Raw genomic sequence first — 18,449 nt, 5'->3', positions numbered from 1 at the left:
CTTGAATCGCCCCATCTTCGCAGGTGTCAACTAAGTTGACAAGCAGCCCGACGAGGCGCAGACTCATGCTGGATCGCCGCGGACCCGCCCGCGATCCTTCGTGGAAGGAACCCTCATGGCCAAGGCCGACAAGCCGCTCACCGGCAAGACCTCGATCGGCGACTGGCTCGCCCACCCGGTAGGCGGACCTCTGATCCGCGACATGCTGGCCGCCGCCGGACAGGACGAGAAGGCCCTCAAGCCGGTGCGCCTGTTCTCGCTGCAGCGCCTCGTCGCGCTCAGCCAGGGCCAGATGCCGCAGTCCCTCGTCGACGAGCTCGTGCTCAAGGCCAACGGTGGCGAGGTGCCCGTCGAGGAGGAGGACGAGGTCACCGAGACGAGCGCCTGGGTCGAGCGCATCACACCGGGCCGCTTCGACGGCCAGACGGTCATCGTGACCGGCGCAGGCTCGGGCATCGGCCGCGCAACGGCATCCCGAATCGCCCGCGAGGGAGGCACGGTCGTCGCCGTCGACATCTCGGACGAGCGCCTCGCCGACCTCTCCGCCGAATTCGACACTGTGGTCACCGTGAGCGCCGACATCACCAGCGTGGACGGCGTCGAACGCATCGTCGCTGCCGCGAACGGTCGCATCGACGCGCTCGCGAACGTCGCCGGCATCATGGACGACATGACCCCGCTGCACGAGGTCAGCGACGCGGTCTGGTCGCGCGTGTTCGCGGTCAATGTTGACGGGATGTTCCGGCTCACCCGCGCCGTCATCCCCGTGATGCTGGCTGCCGGCCGTGGGTCCATCGTGAACGTGGCCTCGGAGGCGGCGCTGCGCGGCTCCGCCGCCGGACTCGCCTACACGGCGTCCAAGAATGCCGTGATCGGCATGACGAAGAGCTCGGCGTTTATGTACACGCAGTCCGGGATCCGCGTGAACGCTGTCGCTCCAGGGCCGGTTGCGACCAACATTCAGGCCACCTTCGCCTCGGAGCTCGGACAGTCACGCATCGGCGCGCTGCTCGAGGTGATCCCGCCGGTCGCGGAGCCCGCGCAGCTCGCGGCGTCGATCACGTTCCTGCTGAGCGACGACGGCACGAACGTGTCGGGCGCGGTGCTCGCCTCGGACGGCGGCTGGAGCGCGCAGTAACCCTTACGGCGTGATCAACGCCTGGAGCAGTGCGCCGTAGCGGCGTACGATGTCGCGGTGGTCGGTGGCAGCGAGAATCTCGTCGCCGACCACCCATAGGCTGTAGAGCAGCCCGCCCACAAGGGCGGCGGCGAGGCGCGCGCGCAGCTCGGCGTCATCCCCTTCTAGACGGCCCTTGATGGGTTCAACGAACGAGTTTTCGTGGGCGGCGCGTAGCTGCGAACCGATCTCGCCGGAGTCGCTCGCGCGCATCAGCGCGATGAACACGGACCTGACCTGGTCGTCGGCGCTGAGCATCTCGTCGATGAAGCGTTCGCCGAGCGTCTCGATCGGACCCTCGAGCAGCGGGTTGTGGTCGAGCTGCATCGTGTCGATGAACAGCTGCTCCTTCGACCCGAAGTGCCGGATCACGAGCGACGGGTCGACACCTGCGAGCGCCCCGATATCGCGCACCGAGGTCGCGGCAAAGCCCTTCTCGGAGAACAGCTGCGTCGCGGCTGCCCAGATCGCCGAGTGGCTCGGGGGTTTACTCGGGGTCTTCATCGTTGACGAGCCTAGCTCGTTGTGCACTATGTAGACAGTGTCTACATTCGGGGCTATGGTTGCCGCATGCGAACCCTGATAGCGGTAGAGAACGTGTCCCTCGATGGCGTGATGCAGTCACCCGGTCGGCCCGATGAAGACACCCGCGATGGGTTCTCTCGCGGTGGGTGGGCCGCCGAGCTGCTCATGAAAGACCAGGAAGCGGCGATGGCCGCGATGAGCGGCCAGGGCAATGTGACCGGCATGGTCTTCGGCCGCCGCACCTACGACGACCTGGTCGGCTTCTGGCTGTCGAACCCGAATCCAAACCCATTCACGGAGATCCTGCGGAACACGCCCAAGCACGTGGCGACGTCCAACCCCGAGCTGCCGCATCCGAACTCGTTCGCCCTCGAAGGCGACCCCGTTGCCGCAGTCACCGCGCTCACAGCGTCGGACGAGGGTGAGTTGGTCATCCTGGGCAGCGGGATGCTCGTGCGCACGCTCGCGGACGCCGGGTTGATCGATCGCTACGTCCTGACGATCCTGCCGGTGGTGCTGGGCAGTGGAACGCGTCTCTTCGGCGAGACCTACGCGCCGATGAACGTGCTTTCGAGCTTTACGTCACCAACAGGGATAGTCGTGGCGACGTATGAGGTCACTCGCTGATTTCGATGCGGCCGCGGGCGGCCTACTCAATCAGCCCGGGGGCAGCACGCGGCGTAACACCAGAATGACGCCGCGATAAACTTGAGCCCTCCGCTTTCCTGCCCGAAAGGTTTTTCCCGTGGCGCTCACGTCTCTTCCCATTCTCGACATGTCGAAGTTGAAGGGCGGCGCTGAACAGGCGGCCGAGTTCCGCGCCGAGCTGCTGAAGGCCACCCACGAGGTCGGCTTCTTCTACCTCGTCGGGCACGGGGTCGACCAGCAGCTCGTGGACGACCTGCTCGCGACATCCCGACGCTTCTTCGAACTGCCGATCGCCGACAAGCTGGCCCTCGAGAACGTGCACAGCCCGCAGTTCCGCGGCTACACGCGCGTCGGCGGCGAACTGACCGCCAACGAGGTCGACCGGCGCGAACAGATCGACATCGGGCCCGAACGTGAAGCCGTCGACGGCGCGCGAGACAAAGCGGACTACTGGCGCCTCGAAGGCCCCAACCTATGGCCCGCGGCTCTGCCCGAACTGCAGGCGCTTGCCACGCGTTGGAACCAGGAACTCTCCACCGTCGCCCTCGAACTCATGCGCACCTGGGCCGTGGCCCTCGGCACGGCGGAGGACACGTTCGACGAGGCGTTCGCCGAGAAGCCCTTCCCGCTGATGAAGATCGTGCGCTACCCGGGCGAATCCAACCCGGATCCCGTGCAGGGCGTCGGCCAGCACCGCGACGGCGGCGTGCTGACCCTGCTGCTCGTCGAGCCCGGCAAGGGCGGACTGCAGGTCGAGTACGAGGGGGAGTGGATCGACGCCCCGCCCGTCGACGGTGCCTTCGTCGTCAACATCGGCGAGATGCTCGAACTCGCGACCGGCGGCTACCTCAAGGCCACCCTGCACCGCGTGCTCTCGCCGCTGGTCGGCACCGACCGCATCTCCGTGCCATTCTTCTTCAACCCCTCGCTCGACACGGTGATGCCCCGCCTAACCCTCAGCCCAGAGCTGGCTGCCGAAGCCCGCGGGGTCTCGTCCGACCCCGAGAACGCGCCCATCCTCGAGACCTACGGCGACAACGTGCTGCGCTACCGCCTGCGCGCGCACCCGAACGTCGCCGAGGCGCACCACAAGGACCTGCTGGCCTAACCGCCGCGCCTCTCGTCAGCGGCGGTAGGCGGCGACGAACAGCTCGCCGCGGATCTCGCCCAGCCGCTCCTCGATGCGGTCGATCAGCTTGTCGGTGACGCTCGCGGCGACGATGTCGTGCGGACCGAGCGGCTGCAGTTTGCCGATGCGGATGCGCACCACCTCCCATCCCGACGCGCGCAGGATGCGATCCTTGCGGCGGTCGATGGCCTCGCGACGACCGACGTGCTCGAGCCCGTGGCGACCGACGGTGTCGTATTCGAGGGCGACCCGCAGCTCGCCGATCACGATGTCGGGCCAGATCTCCATCCTCTCGAAGAAGGGCTGCGAGACCCGGATGGCGTTCGGCGTCAGGTCAAAGTCGAACCGCTGCGCGAGGCGGTGCCGCAGGTCGGCCTCTGCGGCCGACGCGGGTTTGGGCGCCCGCTCGCTGAGGAACGGCTCGCCGACGGTGCCGGGCTTATCAACGAGGGCTTTTGTCATCAGCGCGCGTCTGGGTCGCGGCGCACTGTTCGCAAAGTCGCGCGCTGATTCGCGAACCCGCATCGGCTTGGCGCCGGCGAGGCAGTCGGGGCACCAGCTGGACCGGCGCCGCTCGCGTCCGGGGCGCATCCGCTGCTCTTCGGGGGTCGCGACGAAGAGGTGTCCCACGTCACATTGCCACACAAGAAAGACCTCGGCGGCGGGCGGGATCTGCGTGAGCGTGATCATCGAGTTGAGGTCGGGGTGGTACTGCCGGATGAGGGCCGGGTACTGCGCCCAGTCGCTCCGAAAGGTGCCGATCGGGTAGGGCACCTCGCAGCCCTTGGACCACTGGCGTCTGGCCCACCACGCTCCGACTGTCTCCGGCACCTTTCAGAAGCTACGCGCCGCCACCGTCACGGAAGGATCGAGTCGACGTATCCGCCGTCCACCCGCAGCGCCCCGCCCGTGGTCGCCGAGGCCTGCTGTGAGCTCAGGTAGACGACCATGTTGGCGATCTCCTCTGGCTCGATGAGCCGCTGGAGCAGCGACTGCGGGCGGTGCTTCAGCATGAATTCGTGCTGCGCCTCATCCCAGGGCAGGTCGCGTGAGACCAACTCGTAGACGAAGTCCTCGACGCCCGCGGTGTGCGTGGGGCCGGCGATGACCGAGTTGACCGTGACGCCCGATCCCGCGGCCTCTTTGGCGAAGCCGCGTGAAACCGCGAGCAGGGCCGTCTTCGAAACGCCGTAGTGAATCATCTCGGTCGGGATGACGATCGCGGAGTCGCTCGCGATGTTCTGGATGCGCCCCCAGCCTCGCTCCATCATCTGCGGCAGGTACTGGCGCGTGAGTCGCACGGCGCTGAGAACGTTGACCTCTAAGTAGCGCCGCCACTCGTCGTCGTCCACCTCGAGGGCCGGCTTCGCGCCGAAGATACCGAGATTGTTGACCAGGATGTCGACCCGCGGCACCACCTCGAGCGCCTTCGCGGCGCCCTCTGCGGTGGTGACGTCGGCCGCAAGTTCCACGACGTCGGCACCGTCCACCGCAGCGCGGATCTCGCCCGCGGCGCGCTGCACCGACCCATCGCTGCGTCCATTGACCACAACGCGCGCACCCGATGCGGCCAGGCCCGTCGCGATGGCGAGCCCGATTCCCTGCGTGGATCCGGTAACAAGGGCGGTCGTTCCAGTCAGGTCGATTCTCATGTCTCCTCCAACGGTTGCGCCGGTGCGCGAATTCCGGCTAGCCGCGCAACGCGATCGCCTGGCTCACCCAGAAGCTGTACTGCTGCCACGGGTCATCCACCCCTTCGCGTAGTTCGGCGATATGTCTGTCGAGTGCGGGATGTGGTGCGAAGTACTCCGTGCGCGCGTGCCGGAACTCCCCGAACTGCTTGTGCCGACGCTGCTCCACGGGTCGCCCGCCCCGCTCGAACGCGAGCAGCTCGTCGTGCCACAGCTGGGTGAAGCGTCCCCTCGGGTTGCCGGATGTGCCGATCTTGATCGTCTCCCCGACCCGCAGGTAGTAGACGATGTCAACGCGCGGCGGCACCGGGTCGTCGTCGGGCATCTCGCCGACCCTCCAGTCGCAGATCGCGCACACCCACCCGCTCGGGTAGCGCACCCCGACCCGTGATCCGCAGGCAGCGCACGGCTGGGGCAGCACGTCGGTCACGCCGACCGCCCCTGACACCTGGTCGTACGCAGCGAACAGGTGCCGCGTGCAGAGCTGCAGTGACGATCCCGCCTCGGCGGGCACCTCGCATCCCGGCAGCGCGCATTCCATGCCCGCAGGCTACGCGCGACCGCCGACGCTGGGCCCGACCAGCCCCGCTGACACCCGGCTGAGAGCGCACGCGCAGCAAAATAGACTCGTTCCATGACCTCCCTGCTGTCCCCGCTCGGCCGGGAATTCGTCACCGAACGCCACCTCGCCACACTCTCCACGTTCGCGAAGGACGAGAGCCTGCACGTCGTGCCGGTCGGGTTCACCGTCGACGGCGACCTCGCCCGCGTGATCGCGAGTGGCACGTCGCAGAAGGTGCTCAATATCCGCCGAGACGGTCGCGCAACCATCTGCCAGGTCGAAGGCCGCAACTGGGTCACCCTGATCGGCACGGCAGAAATCCTCGAGGAGCAGGATGACGTCGCCCGCGCCGTCGAGCTCTACTCCCAGCGCTACAAGGCACCCCGCGAGAACCCGCTGCGGGTCGCCATCGCCCTGAGAATCACCAAGATGATGGGGTCCCCGGGCATGCTCGCTGGCTAGGCTGGCCCCATGTTCGGACGCAAGAAAGCCCCGCCGGAGTTCCTCAAACTCGACCCGTATGTCACCTTCATCGAGAACGCGGGTGGATCGGTAGTGACCAACAACATCCTGACCGGCGTCGGCAAGGTGCGCTGGGCATCCCGCGAAGAAAGCAACAACCCGGTCGACAACGGGTGGCGCTTCATCTCCGACATCGACGACCAGCAGTACCTCGACGACTCGAGCAACAGCAGCATCGCCGATTTCAACACCGTCGCCAACATCGAACCGGCCGTGTTGAAGCTGTACACCTATCCCGTCGGAACCGATGTCACCCTCGAGCGCGACGGCGACGCTGTGCGCTGGGTGCACAGCGACACCGGCCTCGAACTCGGCAACGAGAACTAGCGCCTCACCCTCAGTGCCCTCTCGATGAGCGTCGCGAGCACCGTCGGCAGGTCCATGCCGGTCGCGCGCAACATCGTCGGATACTGGCTGAGGGAGGAGAGTCCGGGCAGCGTGTTCACCTCGTTGACGACGGCCGAGCCATCCGGAGCCACAAAGAAGTCGACGCGCGCGAGCCCGTCACAGCCGAGGGCCTCGAATGCGCGTTTGGCAAGCAGTTCGAGGTGCGCGGCGACGCCGGGGGGAAGCACCGCCGGCACCTCGAACTGGGCTCCACCCACCGTGTACTTCGAGTCGTAGTCGAAGAACCCGAAGTCGTGCCGCACGCGCAGCGGCGCACCGGCACGCAGGGAGCCGTCGGGCAGCTGCAGAATGGCGATGTCGATCTCGACGCCGTCCATCACCGGCTGCACCAGGGCGGAGTCGTCGCACTCGAGCGCGTACGCCAGTGCCTCCGCCAGCTCGGCCGGCGTGGTCGCGAGCGATGCCCCGACGCTCGACCCCGACCGGTTCGGCTTCACGAACAGCGGCAGCGCGTGCTGCTCGAGAAGCGGCGAAGACCGAGTCACCACGACCGATTCGATGCTCGGGATGCCCGCTGCCGCGAGCAGCGCGCCCGCCCGGCCCTTATCCATCGCCAGTGCGCTCGCGAGAACACCGCAGCCCACGTAGGGAAGCCCCATCAGCTCGAGGAGTCCCTGAACCGTGCCGTCCTCGCCGAAGCGCCCGTGCAGCACGGGGATCACAACGTCCACGTTCTCGAGCGGCGGCAGGCGTGTGCCGAGGCTCGTGCCGGCGAGCTCATCGACTGACCCGACCCGACGCCAGAGTCCGTCGCGGGAGGCACCGATGAGGGTCACGTCGTACACGGACGGGTCGAGGGCCTCGACGACACCGAGCGCCGACTTGCACGAGACATCGTGCTCCGAGCTCGCGCCGCCGAACAGCACGGCGACCCGCATCACGAGCGCGCCTCGCTCTCGACAGCACCGATGCGCGCGCCGAGGCCGGTGAGGATCTCGTGCGGGATCGTGCCGGTGAGAGCCGCCCACTCCGCGGCGGTCGGCTCACCGTGCCGCCCGTCGCCGAGCAGCACCACCTCGTCGCCGAGTGCGACGGAGGCGTCGACCTCGACGACGAGCTGGTCCATGGAGATCGCACCACGAATGGGGAAGCGGTGACCGCCGATGCTGACCGATCCGCCTGTGGACAGCGCGCGGGGCAGACCGTCGCCGTAGCCGACCGGAACCAGCGCGAGTGTCGCGGCCGAGGGCGCGACCCAGGCGTGGAGGTAGCCGACGCCGGTCCCGGCCGGAACCTGCCGCAGCTGTGACACCCGGGAGGTGACGCGCAGCGCGGGCTCGAGCCCGAACTCCGCACCGGTCACCGTCTCGATGCCGTACAACGCTGCGCCGGATCGCACCATGGTGAGCGCCGTCGCGGGGTGCGCGAGGGCGCCTGCCGAGTTGGCGAGATGCACCCAGCGCGGGTCGAGGCCGGCGGCGTGGGCCGCGACGACCCCGTCGCGGAACGCCGATAGCGCGCCATCGACATTGCGGTCGCCGAGGAGGCTCGCGTCGGCGAGGTGGGACCAGACACCGGTGATGCGCGCGGGGGAGACGGCGGCCGCGGCGCAGAGCGCGCCCCACTCCAGAGGCGAGCAGCCGCCCCGGCTCATCCCGGTGTCCAGTTCGAGGTGCACGTCGATCGGGAAGTCGATCGCGGCAAGAGTATCGAGGTTCGCGACGGAGACCGTGATGCCGGCCGCTGCCGCCGCGCGCAGGTCGACCCACGGGTCGACGAGCCAGGCGAAGATCGGGGCCTCGATACCGGCCGCGCGCAGTTCGAGCGCCTCGTCGATCGTCGCGACGCCGAGCCAGGTCGCGCCGGCCGCGAGGGCCGTGCGCGAGACAGCGACCGCTCCGTGCCCGAACGCGTTCGCCTTGACCACGGCCATGAGCTCGGTGCCGCTGCCGTCGAGGATGCGTCGCGCGTTGTGTGCGATCGCCGCGTGGTCGACGACGCGGGTCGCGAGCGCGCGGGAGCGGGTGCCGATCATGCCGAGACCCCGGCGAGTCGGTCGCCGACGAAGCGCAGCCCGGCCGACTTGGACGACTTAACGAGCACCACGTCGCCGTCGCGCAACCAGGCGTCGAGCAGGTCGTGGGCGAGGTCCGGGGTGTCGACGAACGCCGTGTGACCGGTCCACTCGGACACAGCGGCCGCAGCGTCGTGCGCCGAGCGCGCCGCGGATCCGACGACGACGAGCTCATCGACGCCGAGGGCCGCGGCCAGCCGTCCGATGTCGGCGTGGTGCTCTGCGGACGCGTCACCCAGCTCCGTCATCTCCCCGAGCACGGCGATGGAGCGCCCGAGCGCCGGTCGCAGCTGCACAAGGGTGCGCAGCGCTGCAGCGGTGGAGTCGGGGCTCGCGTTGTACGCGTCGTTGATGATCACGGCACCGGATGGAGCGGGCAACACCTCCATGCGCCAGCGTTCGGCACGGTGCATCCCCTCGAGGGCTGCGACCGAGTCGGCAAGGTCCAGCCCGAGTTCGCGCGCAACGGTGAGCGCGGCGAGCGCGTTCATCACGTGGTGCTCGCCGACGATGCGCAGCTGCACGGTCATCTCGCGCTCGGGGGTGACGGCCGTGAAGCTCGTGCCGGTGGCCGAACCGCGCACGTGGGTTGCGCGTATGTCGGCCAGCGTGCCGAGTCCGAACCAGCGCACCGATGCCCGTGTCAATTGGGCCATGGATGCCACGCGTTCATCGTCAGCATTCAGCACAACGACGGCGTGCTCACCGAGGCCGGTGACAAGTTCGGACTTGGCGGCCTGAGTCGCCTCGACCCCACCGAACTCGCCGACGTGCGCGAGCCCGACCTTCAGCACAACGGCCAGGTCGGGGAGGGCGATGCCGGCGAGGTGGGCGATCTCGCCGCAGTGGCTGGCCCCCATCTCCACGACGAGGTAGCGGGTCTCGAAGGAGATGCGCAGCATCGAGATGGGGGCGCCGATGTGATTGTTAAAGGAGTCGTTGGGGGCGACCGTCGGGCCGACTCGAGAGAGGATCGCGCCGAGCATGTTCTTGGTGGTGGTCTTGCCGTTGGAACCGGTGATGGCGACCACGGTGAGGTCACCCGAGGATCGCACCCGGGTGACAACGGCCCGCGCAAGGTCAGCCAGGGCGGCCACCCCGTCGGACACAACGATGACCGGGGCGTCGAGCTCAATGGGCCGCTCGGCGATCACGAGCGCGGCACCGCGGACCACTGCGGCGGGGGCGTACAGGTAGCCGTCGGTCTCCTCGCCCTGCAGCGCGAAGAAGAGGGATCCCGCCTCCACCAGCCGCGAGTCGGTCTGCACGGAGCCGTCGATGACCAGGGTGGCGTCGACGCCGGGAGCGATCTCGCCTCCCACGATGGTGGCTATGTCGGCGATGGTCAGGGCGATCACGGGTACTCCTAGGTTTCGGGGTCGTCGACCCCTCACTTCGAAGGTATTCAGCCGCCCCGACCGCGACATCGGCCGCAAGCATGGGCCCGTGTCATCCCTCCGGACCAAAGTCCGCGGCAGACCGAACAGTTTTTTCGGACCTGTCAATAGGCTTGACGATTTTGACCTCCGCACAATTCGGTGCTTGGGTTGAACACGGCTCGTTAACTGATTCGCGTCGTATTCAGGAAAGAGCCAGTGCATGGACTGGGCGTTTGCGAACCGCGAGCTGATTCTTTCGCTCGCCCTTACCCACGTGTCGCTGTGCATCATCCCGATCGTGGCCAGCTTCGTGCTGTCGATTCCGATCGGCTGGCTGGCGAACCGCAGGCCGTGGGCGCGAACCCTGATCATCTCGGCCGGGAGCCTGCTGTACACGATCCCGTCGCTGCCGCTTTTTGTGATGCTGCCGTACCTGCTCGGCACCCGCATCACCGATGCGGCGAACATTCTCGTCGCGCTTACGATCTACGCGATCGCGATGATGGTGCGCTCGGCATCGGACGCGCTCGCCGCGGTTCCGGCCGACGCGATCAACGCGGCGACCGCCATGGGGTACTCCCGCTGGGGCCGGTTCTGGCGCGTCGAGTTCCCTCTCGCGGGACCGGTGCTGCTCGCCGGCGCCCGCGTCGTTTCCGTCTCGACGATCGCCCTGGCCTCGGTCGGCGCGATCATCGGATCCGCGAACCTCGGCTACCTGTTCACCAACGGCAAGCAGCGCGACTTTCTCGACGAGATTCTGGTCGGCATCGTCGCGACCCTCGTGATCGCACTCGTCTTCGACCTGATCCTCGTGCTGTTGGGCCGCATCCTCATGCCCTGGAATCGCGCGAAGCGCACCCGTCGCGCCCGAACGGCGGTGGCGTAACCGTGCAGTTCTTCCTCGACGCCATTGCCTGGCTCTTCAACCCGGCCAACTACATCCCGGGCACGCAGAGCCCGCTACCGATTCAGGACCGCATCGGCGAGCACCTGCTCTACACCGCGCTCTCGGTGCTGGGGGCGGCGATCATCGCCCTGCCGCTCGGCTTCTTCATCGGGCACACCGGCCGCGGCCGCCAGTTCGTCATCGCCTTCACCGGCGGTATGCGCGCCGTGCCGACGCTCGGTCTGCTCATGGCCCTGTTCCTGATCGTCGGCAGCACCGTGCCTTTCACGCAGGCCGCGTTCGTCGCCTCGATCATCGCGTTCGTGATCCTCGCGATCCCCTCGATCCTCGCGGGCGCGTACGCGGGCATCGAGTCGGTGTCGCCGGCCGCAGTCGACGCCGCGAGAGCGATCGGGATGACCGAGCTCCAGATCCTCTTCCGCGTCGAGATCCCGCTCTCGCTGCCCCTCATCATCGGCGGCATACGTGCCTCGGTGCTGCAGGTCATCGCGACCGCCGTCGTCGCCTCGTATATCTCCCTGGGCGGAATCGGCGCCATCATCTCCAGCGGCATCGGCCTCAACGACAACAACCGCATCCTGGGTGGCGCGATCCTCGTCACGGTTCTCGCCCTCGTGATCGACGGACTCTTCGCGCTCCTGCAGCGCTTCACCCGGACGCGCGGTCTCGACCCCGCGCCCATAGACCTCCGCGCCCAGCCAGTAGGGCTGGTCGCGGTGACGGGCGTCCCCGTCGACGAAGGGAAGAACAATGTTCACAGCTAGCAGCAAGGCACGTGGCGCCGTCGGCGTCATCGCGGTCGGGGCGATACTCGCCCTGGCAGGGTGTGCGACCACCGATCCGACCGGACCGGCCGAGGGCGGCGAAGCGAGCGGAGACACGATCAAGATCGGCTCGTTCCAGTTCCCCGAGAGCGAGATCCTCGGAAACATCTACGCGATCGCGCTCGAGGACGCCGGCTTCGACGTCGAGACCACGTTCAACATCGGACCGCGCCAGGCCACGATCCCCGCGCTCGACGATGGATCGATCAACCTCATCCCGGAGTACAACGGCAACCTGATGTTCTTCTACGACACCGAGGCCGAGGCTCGCTCGACCGAAGAGGTCGACGCCGCGCTCGAGGAGCTCGTGCCCGAGGGCTTCCAGGTGCTCGACTCGTCGGCCGCCGAGGACAAGGACGCCTACGTCGTCACCCAGGCCAAGGCCGAGGAGTTCGGTCTCAAGGAGATCGGCGACCTCAAGAAGCTCGAGCCGCTGACGCTCGGCGCGAACCCGCAGTTCGGTGAGCTCGGCTATGGCGTTCCCGGACTCGCGTCCGTCTACGGCGTGACCAAGGTCACCTTCCAGTCGATCGAGGACTACGGCGGACCCGACACGGTCAAGGCGCTCGTCGATGACGCGGTGCAGGTTGCCGACATCTACACGACCTCGCCCGACCTGGTCGCGAAGAAGCTCCTCGTTCTTGAGGACCCGGAGAACCTGATCGCCGCACAGAACGTGCTGCCGCTGCTCAACAGCGACATCTACAGCGACAAGCTCGCCGAGGTTCTCAACAAGATCTCGGCCGAGATGACTACCGATGATCTGATCGCCCTGCGCGACCGCGTCGAGGGAACGGAGAAGGCCCAGGCCTCCGCCGCCGCTCGTGACTGGCTCGTCGACAAAGGCCTGATTACCGAATAGGTCGATGGATGTCGCGGCGCCGGGACCACGCGCCGCGGCATCCCATCACCAGCTCAGCGCAGGGCCCACCGAATGGTGGATCTCACGAATAGCGCCGTGAACCCGAGGCCGAAGACGGCGAGGGCGGCGAGCCGGATGACCTCATCTTCATTCACCGCGACGATCGCGGCCCACGCATCGGGTTCTCCGAATGACAGCGGACCGAAGCCGAGGAGCATGGCTGCAACGAGATAGCCGGCGGGAGCGATGAACGCGTAGCGCCCAGCTCCCACAGCGAACGCGATCATGGCCAGCCCATAAGAGGCGGCGAGGTTGCGCGCGAAGATCTCCGACAGGGCCCCGGGCGCGATCAACCAGACGGCGATGGCCAGGACCGTACTGGCCAGCGGGATGAGCGCGTCCAGCCAGAAGAGCCGCCATGGCACGAGGGAAACGGATTCTCGTGAGCCGTCACCGCGCTGTCGCCCCCAGAGCCACACGAGCACGGGCGCGCAGGCGAGAACGTTGGCGAACTCCGTACTGCCCAGGCTCCCGCCCGCGCGCAGCGAGGGGAACAGGAATGTTGCGTTGCCGAGTGCTGCCGACAGTCCGATTGCAGCGACCAGAGTCACCAGATAGGCGGGGAGGGCGTGGGACCGCGCCCACCATCTCACGGGTTCGCCGCGCTCAGGTCTGACCCTCGCAGCACCGAGCGGTAGGCGTTCTCTGCGCGTGCCGCGGTGTCGACGCCCGCGTGATCGTGCGCCAGGAACTCGTCGACCGATCCGCAGAATCGTGAAGTGCCATCGGCGATGATCACCACCGACCGGTACACGGTCGCCAGATCCTCCGTTTGGTGAGTCGAGGCGATCACGGACGTGTCTTCGGCAAGCTCGGCAATCAAATGGCGGACGTGCCCGCGCTGTTCCGGATCCAGTCCGGCGTACGGTTCGTCGAGCAGCAGCGTCGACGGCGCATTGACGATCGCCTGCGCAATGCCCAGGCGACGGAGCTGGCCGCCCGAAAGCCGTCCCGCACCGACCTTCTCCTGATCCTGCAGGTCGACCCGGTGCAGCGCGACCTCCGCTGCGTCCCAGGCCGCACCACGTGACATCCCCTTCAGCCAGCCGGAGTAGGCGACCTGTTCCCTCGCGCGCAATCCGGGAATCGGGATGACGGTCTGCGGCAACCAGCCGATCTGCGAACGGAGCGCCCGGCGGCCGCCCCGAGTGGCGGTGGAGTCTCCGTCCAGGGTGATCGAGCCTCGGCGCGACAGCAGTTGCGTGGTGAGCAGTCGCAGGAAGGTGCTTTTGCCTGCACCGTTCGGCCCGAGGATGACCAACGGAAACGCATCGACGGAGAACGTGAGGTCGCGCAGCGCCTCGGTCAGGGGGAAGTAGGTGTATCGCAGGTCGCTCACGGTCAGATTCACGGTCATTCCTTCTTTCCGGGACAGTCGGACTGAGCCGTCGCCCATTCGGTATACACGGCAGCGGCTGAATCGGGCGAGACGTCGAGCGACGCGAGTATCTCCTCGGGGGACATCAGCTCCGGTTCCTCGTCGGCCGCGCTCACCACGTAGAGCTCGGGCAACACGTCGTTCGGCCCACCGCCCATCGTCAGCGCGAGAGCATAGGAGGCGCGCGTCAGGCGCTGATACCCCGCTTCGTCGAGGTTGTCGTACCCGCAGACGCGTGAACTGGTGATCGCATCGGCGTAGGCGACGATCACGGCGGGTGTGTCGGCGGGTCCGGTGTATCCGAAGTAGGTGATGTCGTCGCCGGAGGAGGGCTCTTCGGGTCGGATGGCCGCCGTCACGGTTGCGGGAAGCTCGATGCCTCGGGATGCGGCGCTCGCGAAGGCAGTTCGCAGAGTGTCGCTCACTGCAGCGCCATCCGCACCACCGGCCTGTTCTGGCCACGTGCAGATGATCGGGGAGTCGCCCGCGCAGACCAGATCGTTCACCGGTCGGCTTGCGGAGGAGTTGGCCGTCATCCCGGACGTCGTCACAAAGGCCCCGGCAACGAGGATCGTGCCTGCGACGAGCGCACCCAGTCGCACGACGACCTTGTTGCCCGCGGACAGGAAGGCGAGGGCCAGAAGCGCAAGGGCGAGAGCCACGAGCACGGGAGCGAGCCAGGCCTGCCAGGCGATCGTGTAAGCGAAGGTCTCGCAGCACTCGTGCAATCCGTACCCGGCCATGTGCCGCCAGCCCAGGTTGTAGCCGTCGGAGCGCGGAACCGTGACCCAGAGGAAGGTCAGCACGACCGCGAGCGGCACCGAGAAGATCACGTGCATGGTGAGGCCGAGAACGGCGCCGAACGCCAGCGCCGCGACGATCACGGCGAGCACGGCTGCGAGGAGCGCGGGGCTCGGATAACCCGCGGACGGAACCCCGCCGCGCACGACTTCCACGGCCACGAGGCTCAGGTATCCCACGGCGGCGATGGCGAATCCGGGTGCAGAATGCGCGACGAACAGGCGAAGGGCGGACCGCGTGATCACCACGGAGCGCAACACCCGACCGCTGCGCAGGCGGAAGAACTCAGCAGCGTTGACCGCAGCAACGAGGGGCAGCCCGAACCAGAAGGCGTTGGCCGGCCGCGAGAATGCGGCATCCCAGTAGGGCGCGCCCGGGCCGGTATAGAAGTTCAGGTATCCGAACCACATGATGAGAATGATCGGGACGAACGCCCACGTGGCGGGGCGCACGCGAAGGGGAAGCAGTTGTCGCATGGGTACTTTTCCGTGGGGAGAGGCAGCGCCGCCTGTGGCGCTGCCTCTCGGATGAGCAGGTTACGGGTTGGTCGCTACCACTGAATAGTCACAGGGTTGGCGGCGAAGCAACAGATGGTTGTGCTCGATGAGGTGGACGTGCTGGTGTAGTACACGTTCAGCTGGAACTTGTAGTCACCGGAACCCGGGTTGGCCCAGGTCGACCAGGATCCGCAGTTGGTGGTCTTGTTGCCGTAGCTGTCGTAGATGCCGATGATGTTGCGCTTCTGCAACTGGATGATCTGCTTCGGACTGTTGCCCGACAGGGTGGTTCCCACGAGCGTGTAGTGACAGTTTGAGAGCTTGACCCGGGTGGCATCGGTGTCATGGCCGCCATCCGCCCACGGCTTGCTCTTCGAGCCAGAAGCCCAGTCGCTCAGGGTCGTGGGCCTGGTCCCTTCGGCGTGGGCAGCGCCAATGCTGCCTCCGATGGCGAGGGCGAACGCGAGCATCGCCGTCGATAGTATTTTCATTCGCTTCACTGTTTCCTCCAGAGGGTCGAATAGGCCACCGTCCGTGGTCTGCTCGGAAGCTTAGGGCCCGAGAACAGCGCAAAATCGACTATTCCTTATTCCTTTGGAGTAGACCATAGTAGGAAGCTCGCGTCGGTGCACAGACAGTTCCGTCTACCCGACATCTGACGGCTTAAGTGGCCTGTCGCAGCCAGTCGAACGCTAGCGGAACGGCGCTCAGAACCGACACGTGGCCGTCGCGCGGGCGCGACCAGAGCTCGGCGGTCGGGATGTGCTTCGACATCCACTCGGCATGCGCGGCGGGAATCACGCGGTCGTCGCCGCCCTGTATGAGGAGGACGGGCCGATCGATCGCACCGAGGGTGAAACCCCAGGGGCTCGCGAACGCCACGTCGTCATCGATGAGACCGTCGTCGCCCCACTTTTCCGATCGGCCGACGTCGTCGCCGAGGGACTTCCACTCGCCGTCGAGAGCCGCGTAGTCGAGCGTGTTGAAGCTGTTCGGGTCGAACTCGTCCACCTCGCCGAAGGCTGCGCGGGCGCCTCGCGAGACAAAGGCGGAGCGCAGCCCGTCGGGTGCCGCCATGCCGTCGAACCAGTCAAACCCGGTCGTGAAGGGCGCGATGCCGGCAAGGGTGACCGCTGCTGTCGCCCGGCCCTTCAGGAGCGCGGCTGCGGCGAGAGCGTGCGGGCCGCCGCCGGACGCACCCATCGTGGCGAAGGTGTCGAGCCCCAGCGCATCCGCGACCGCGAGCGTGTCGACCGCCGCATCGGCGACCGTGCGGCCCGGCTGCGGGGACGAACCGCCGTAGCTCGGACGAGCGTAGGAGACGAGGCGTATGTCCCGGCTCTCGGCGGCCTTCGGTACCGGCTCGAGCGGAGCACCCGTCTGCGGTGACCCGTGGTGCCAGAAGACGGTCGTCGACCCTGCGCCGGTGTCGAACACGTGGACCGTGCGGCCGTCCGCGGTCGGGACGTCCCGCTCTATCACGGTCGCTCCACGGGCTGCAGCGTCGGGATCTTCGGCTCGCGGTTGTCTCCCGAGGAGCGACCGGTCAGTCGCCGACCGATCCACGGCAGCACGTACTCGCGGTAATAGGCCGCCGTCGGCTGTCTCGGGATGTGCGGGATCTCGGGGTCGTCCACGGCCGGTAATCCGAGCGCCGCCAGCACGTTGGCGGCCACCCTGGCGTGGCCGAGAGGGTTCAGGTGGAGTTTGTCGCGGGACCAGTAACGTGAGTCGCTCAGCTCGGTGTCGACCCAGTTGTTGACGTGCGTGACATCCAGAGTCTCGAAGCGCTTCTCGACCGCGTCTGCCAGCTGGTTGCCGCGCTTCTCGATGGCGGCACCGAGCGGCAGGTGGCGGGTCGGGTTGCCGCCGCTCACGAACAGCACGCGGGTGCCGGTGGAGGTTGCGCGATCCACTGCGGCCGCGATGCGATCGGCGACGCCCTCGATCGAGACCTTGGGGCGCATCACGTCGTTGCCGCCGCCGTTGATGCTCAGCAGCTCGGGTCCGAGCGCGAGGGCGGGCTCGAGCTGGGTGCCGACGATGGGGCCGAGCAGACGGCCGCGAATCGCGAGGTTGGCGTAGAGCACCGTGTCGTCGCTGCTCGCGGCGAGGCCGGCCGCGACGAAGTCCGCCCAGCCGCGCACGCGTCCGTCGGGGAGTTCGTCGCCGACGCCCTCCGTGAAACTATCGCCGATGGCCACGTAGCTGCCGAAGGTTTCCATCCGGATAGTCTGCCCCCTTTCGCCGGTCGGGGGCCGGGTCTAGCGTTGTTGCATGTGCCGAAACATCCACACCCTGCATAATTTCGAACCGGCCGCCACGAACGACGAGGTGCACGCTGCCGCGCTGCAGTACGTGCGCAAGATCAGCGGGTCGACGAAGCCGTCGAAGGCCAATGAGGAGGCGTTCAATCACGCCGTGGCCGAGATCGCCCACATCACGGGGCACCTGCTCGAAGACCTGGTCGCCTTCGGCCCGCCCAAGGACCGCGAGGTCGAGGCGGAGAAGGCGCGCGAGCGGTCGGCGAAACGCTTCGCTACTGCTTGAGTTTTTTAGGAACGCAGGCTGTACTCGAGCAATTTTTCGAGCGGCTTCGGGATGACGTCGAGCGCGTTCACGAGGGCCTCAGCGTAGAGCGACTTTCGGCCGCTCATGGTGCCCATGAACCGTCGCAGCTGCTGCTCGGCTGTGCGGCTGCGCTGGAAGGGCTGGTTCTTGAAGGTGCGCAGGGTCTGCAGCTGCCCGAGCTCCTCGACGACTCTCTCGACCCCCTCGACACCCAGCGCGCGGATGAACTCCTCCTCGAGGTCGCGCTCGCAGACGAAGAAGCCGAGTGGTTCCATCGCGGCGCGATCGGGCACGCCCAGGGCCTTCAGGAAGAAACGCTCCTCGCCGGAGTCGCACAGCCCGGCGACGTCGGTGTGGTTGTCGAGCGCCCTGCGGATGTTCGTCACCCCGCCGAGCGAGACCACCTGCCAGTGTGGGCTCACGCCGACCTTGCGCGCGAGGGTCTCGAGCGCGACCTTGTCGCTTTTGCCCTCCACCAGCACCGTCAGCACAGT

At 67.4% G+C, this 18,449-nt stretch carries 23 protein-coding genes; 9 read left to right on the top strand and 14 right to left on the bottom strand.

Annotated elements, in window-relative coordinates; genetic code table 11:
* Positions 1-115: 115 nt before the first annotated feature.
* The gene (locus EYE40_RS09285) at positions 116-1,138 is read left to right on the top strand and encodes an SDR family NAD(P)-dependent oxidoreductase (protein WP_130981677.1); all 1,023 of its coding nucleotides are present in this window, start codon (positions 116-118) and stop codon (positions 1,136-1,138) included.
* Between the two features lie 3 nt (positions 1,139-1,141).
* Here the strand turns inward: EYE40_RS09285 and EYE40_RS15730 are convergent, their stop codons facing one another.
* The gene (locus EYE40_RS15730; protein WP_130981676.1) at positions 1,142-1,681 is read right to left on the bottom strand and encodes a TetR/AcrR family transcriptional regulator; all 540 of its coding nucleotides are present in this window, start codon (positions 1,679-1,681) and stop codon (positions 1,142-1,144) included.
* A gap of 66 nt (positions 1,682-1,747) precedes the next feature.
* Here EYE40_RS15730 and EYE40_RS09275 point away from each other — a divergent pair, with 66 nt between their 5' ends.
* Positions 1,748-2,329, top strand: coding sequence for a dihydrofolate reductase family protein (locus EYE40_RS09275; protein ID WP_130981675.1), 582 nt, complete (start codon positions 1,748-1,750; stop codon positions 2,327-2,329).
* Positions 2,330-2,447: 118 nt separating this feature from the next.
* The gene (locus tag EYE40_RS09270) at positions 2,448-3,458 is read left to right on the top strand and encodes an isopenicillin N synthase family dioxygenase (protein WP_193554499.1); all 1,011 of its coding nucleotides are present in this window, start codon (positions 2,448-2,450) and stop codon (positions 3,456-3,458) included.
* Between the two features lie 15 nt (positions 3,459-3,473).
* Here the strand turns inward: EYE40_RS09270 and EYE40_RS09265 are convergent, their stop codons facing one another.
* From EYE40_RS09265 to EYE40_RS09255, 3 genes are read right to left on the bottom strand one after another with little or no spacing between them, the layout of a single operon-like run.
* Complete coding sequence (locus EYE40_RS09265) at positions 3,474-4,310, bottom strand: zinc-ribbon domain-containing protein (protein ID WP_130981673.1); 837 nt, start codon at positions 4,308-4,310, stop codon at positions 3,474-3,476.
* Positions 4,311-4,336: 26 nt separating this feature from the next.
* Positions 4,337-5,131, bottom strand: coding sequence for an SDR family NAD(P)-dependent oxidoreductase (locus EYE40_RS09260; RefSeq protein ID WP_130981672.1), 795 nt, complete (start codon positions 5,129-5,131; stop codon positions 4,337-4,339).
* A 37-nt stretch (positions 5,132-5,168) separates the two neighbouring features.
* Positions 5,169-5,711, bottom strand: coding sequence for a GIY-YIG nuclease family protein (locus EYE40_RS09255; RefSeq protein WP_130981671.1), 543 nt, complete (start codon positions 5,709-5,711; stop codon positions 5,169-5,171).
* Between the two features lie 93 nt (positions 5,712-5,804).
* Here EYE40_RS09255 and EYE40_RS09250 point away from each other — a divergent pair, with 93 nt between their 5' ends.
* Both EYE40_RS09250 and EYE40_RS09245 read left to right on the top strand, forming a co-directional pair.
* Positions 5,805-6,194, top strand: coding sequence for a PPOX class F420-dependent oxidoreductase (locus tag EYE40_RS09250; protein ID WP_130981670.1), 390 nt, complete (start codon positions 5,805-5,807; stop codon positions 6,192-6,194).
* A gap of 9 nt (positions 6,195-6,203) precedes the next feature.
* A complete protein-coding gene (locus tag EYE40_RS09245) occupies positions 6,204-6,581 on the top strand; it encodes a DUF2185 domain-containing protein (RefSeq protein ID WP_130981669.1) in 378 nt (125 codons plus the stop codon).
* On the opposite strand, the gene EYE40_RS09240 is transcribed toward EYE40_RS09245, so the two are convergent.
* Genes EYE40_RS09240 through EYE40_RS09230 form a run of 3 tightly spaced genes read right to left on the bottom strand, consistent with a single transcriptional unit; the run spans position 6,578 to position 10,034 of the window.
* Positions 6,578-7,540 carry a D-alanine--D-alanine ligase family protein gene (locus EYE40_RS09240; RefSeq protein ID WP_130982872.1) on the bottom strand — a complete coding sequence of 321 codons (963 nt, stop codon included), beginning with the start codon at positions 7,538-7,540 and terminating at the stop codon, positions 6,578-6,580. The two genes, EYE40_RS09245 and EYE40_RS09240, sit on opposite strands and share 4 nt — an antisense overlap.
* A complete protein-coding gene (alr, locus tag EYE40_RS09235) occupies positions 7,540-8,637 on the bottom strand; it encodes an alanine racemase (protein ID WP_130981668.1) in 1,098 nt (365 codons plus the stop codon). The genes EYE40_RS09240 and alr overlap by 1 nt, the downstream gene beginning before the upstream one ends.
* A complete protein-coding gene (locus EYE40_RS09230) occupies positions 8,634-10,034 on the bottom strand; it encodes a UDP-N-acetylmuramoyl-tripeptide--D-alanyl-D-alanine ligase (protein WP_130981667.1) in 1,401 nt (466 codons plus the stop codon). The genes alr and EYE40_RS09230 overlap by 4 nt, the downstream gene beginning before the upstream one ends.
* 241 nt (positions 10,035-10,275) lie before the next feature.
* Between EYE40_RS09230 and EYE40_RS09225 the strand changes: the two genes are divergently transcribed.
* From EYE40_RS09225 to EYE40_RS09215, 3 genes are read left to right on the top strand one after another with little or no spacing between them, the layout of a single operon-like run.
* Positions 10,276-10,941 (top strand): ABC transporter permease, encoded by a 666-nt coding sequence (locus EYE40_RS09225; RefSeq protein ID WP_130981666.1) that lies wholly within the window; start codon positions 10,276-10,278, stop codon positions 10,939-10,941.
* Between the two features lie 2 nt (positions 10,942-10,943).
* Positions 10,944-11,726, top strand: a complete 783-nt coding sequence (locus EYE40_RS09220) for an ABC transporter permease (RefSeq protein WP_130981665.1) — start codon at positions 10,944-10,946, stop codon at positions 11,724-11,726.
* On the top strand, positions 11,713-12,648 hold the full coding sequence (locus tag EYE40_RS09215; RefSeq protein WP_130981664.1) for an ABC transporter substrate-binding protein: 936 nt from the start codon (positions 11,713-11,715) through the stop codon (positions 12,646-12,648). Before EYE40_RS09220 ends, EYE40_RS09215 begins: the two co-directional genes overlap by 14 nt.
* A 53-nt stretch (positions 12,649-12,701) precedes the next feature.
* On the opposite strand, the gene EYE40_RS15395 is transcribed toward EYE40_RS09215, so the two are convergent.
* The 6 genes from EYE40_RS15395 to EYE40_RS09180 form a co-directional block, all read right to left on the bottom strand.
* Positions 12,702-13,259 carry a hypothetical protein gene (locus EYE40_RS15395; protein WP_161972368.1) on the bottom strand — a complete coding sequence of 186 codons (558 nt, stop codon included), beginning with the start codon at positions 13,257-13,259 and terminating at the stop codon, positions 12,702-12,704.
* Positions 13,260-13,297: 38 nt separating this feature from the next.
* Entirely contained in the window at positions 13,298-14,065 is a 768-nt protein-coding gene (locus EYE40_RS09200) for an ATP-binding cassette domain-containing protein (RefSeq protein WP_161972367.1), read from the bottom strand.
* The gene (locus tag EYE40_RS09195; RefSeq protein ID WP_130981660.1) at positions 14,062-15,363 is read right to left on the bottom strand and encodes a hypothetical protein; all 1,302 of its coding nucleotides are present in this window, start codon (positions 15,361-15,363) and stop codon (positions 14,062-14,064) included. The genes EYE40_RS09200 and EYE40_RS09195 overlap by 4 nt, the downstream gene beginning before the upstream one ends.
* A gap of 74 nt (positions 15,364-15,437) precedes the next feature.
* Entirely contained in the window at positions 15,438-15,875 is a 438-nt protein-coding gene (locus EYE40_RS09190) for a hypothetical protein (RefSeq protein ID WP_130981659.1), read from the bottom strand.
* 172 nt (positions 15,876-16,047) lie between these two features.
* Positions 16,048-16,866 carry an alpha/beta fold hydrolase gene (locus EYE40_RS09185; RefSeq protein ID WP_130981658.1) on the bottom strand — a complete coding sequence of 273 codons (819 nt, stop codon included), beginning with the start codon at positions 16,864-16,866 and terminating at the stop codon, positions 16,048-16,050.
* Positions 16,863-17,609 (bottom strand): SGNH/GDSL hydrolase family protein, encoded by a 747-nt coding sequence (locus EYE40_RS09180; protein ID WP_130981657.1) that lies wholly within the window; start codon positions 17,607-17,609, stop codon positions 16,863-16,865. Before EYE40_RS09180 ends, EYE40_RS09185 begins: the two co-directional genes overlap by 4 nt.
* Positions 17,610-17,661: 52 nt before the next feature.
* Between EYE40_RS09180 and EYE40_RS09175 the strand changes: the two genes are divergently transcribed.
* Positions 17,662-17,934 (top strand): DUF2277 domain-containing protein, encoded by a 273-nt coding sequence (locus EYE40_RS09175; RefSeq protein WP_130981656.1) that lies wholly within the window; start codon positions 17,662-17,664, stop codon positions 17,932-17,934.
* A 5-nt stretch (positions 17,935-17,939) separates the two neighbouring features.
* On the opposite strand, the gene EYE40_RS09170 is transcribed toward EYE40_RS09175, so the two are convergent.
* On the bottom strand, positions 17,940-18,446 hold the full coding sequence (locus EYE40_RS09170; protein WP_130981655.1) for an ATP-dependent endonuclease: 507 nt from the start codon (positions 18,444-18,446) through the stop codon (positions 17,940-17,942).
* Positions 18,447-18,449 lie beyond the last annotated feature (3 nt).

The sequence above is a fragment of the Glaciihabitans arcticus genome (assembly GCF_004310685.1).
Classification (GTDB): domain Bacteria; phylum Actinomycetota; class Actinomycetes; order Actinomycetales; family Microbacteriaceae; genus Conyzicola; species Conyzicola arctica.
Note: the sequence above shows the minus strand (reverse complement) of the source record. Positions and strands in the feature narration are given on the sequence as shown.

Coding starts and splice junctions, on each gene's coding strand:
- EYE40_RS09215 (WP_130981664.1), top strand. CDS start 11,713: ATGTTCACAGCTAGCAGCAAGGCACGTGGCGCCGTCGGCGTCATCGCG.
- EYE40_RS09240 (WP_130982872.1), bottom strand. CDS start 7,540: ATGCGGGTCGCCGTGCTGTTCGGCGGCGCGAGCTCGGAGCACGATGTC.
- alr (WP_130981668.1), bottom strand. CDS start 8,637: ATGATCGGCACCCGCTCCCGCGCGCTCGCGACCCGCGTCGTCGACCAC.
- EYE40_RS09260 (WP_130981672.1), bottom strand. CDS start 5,131: ATGAGAATCGACCTGACTGGAACGACCGCCCTTGTTACCGGATCCACG.
- EYE40_RS09195 (WP_130981660.1), bottom strand. CDS start 15,363: ATGCGACAACTGCTTCCCCTTCGCGTGCGCCCCGCCACGTGGGCGTTC.
- EYE40_RS09180 (WP_130981657.1), bottom strand. CDS start 17,609: ATGGAAACCTTCGGCAGCTACGTGGCCATCGGCGATAGTTTCACGGAG.
- EYE40_RS09285 (WP_130981677.1), top strand. CDS start 116: ATGGCCAAGGCCGACAAGCCGCTCACCGGCAAGACCTCGATCGGCGAC.
- EYE40_RS09275 (WP_130981675.1), top strand. CDS start 1,748: ATGCGAACCCTGATAGCGGTAGAGAACGTGTCCCTCGATGGCGTGATG.
- EYE40_RS09190 (WP_130981659.1), bottom strand. CDS start 15,875: ATGAAAATACTATCGACGGCGATGCTCGCGTTCGCCCTCGCCATCGGA.
- EYE40_RS09175 (WP_130981656.1), top strand. CDS start 17,662: ATGTGCCGAAACATCCACACCCTGCATAATTTCGAACCGGCCGCCACG.
- EYE40_RS09255 (WP_130981671.1), bottom strand. CDS start 5,711: ATGGAATGCGCGCTGCCGGGATGCGAGGTGCCCGCCGAGGCGGGATCG.
- EYE40_RS09245 (WP_130981669.1), top strand. CDS start 6,204: ATGTTCGGACGCAAGAAAGCCCCGCCGGAGTTCCTCAAACTCGACCCG.
- EYE40_RS15730 (WP_130981676.1), bottom strand. CDS start 1,681: ATGAAGACCCCGAGTAAACCCCCGAGCCACTCGGCGATCTGGGCAGCC.
- EYE40_RS09200 (WP_161972367.1), bottom strand. CDS start 14,065: ATGACCGTGAATCTGACCGTGAGCGACCTGCGATACACCTACTTCCCC.
- EYE40_RS09225 (WP_130981666.1), top strand. CDS start 10,276: ATGGACTGGGCGTTTGCGAACCGCGAGCTGATTCTTTCGCTCGCCCTT.
- EYE40_RS09250 (WP_130981670.1), top strand. CDS start 5,805: ATGACCTCCCTGCTGTCCCCGCTCGGCCGGGAATTCGTCACCGAACGC.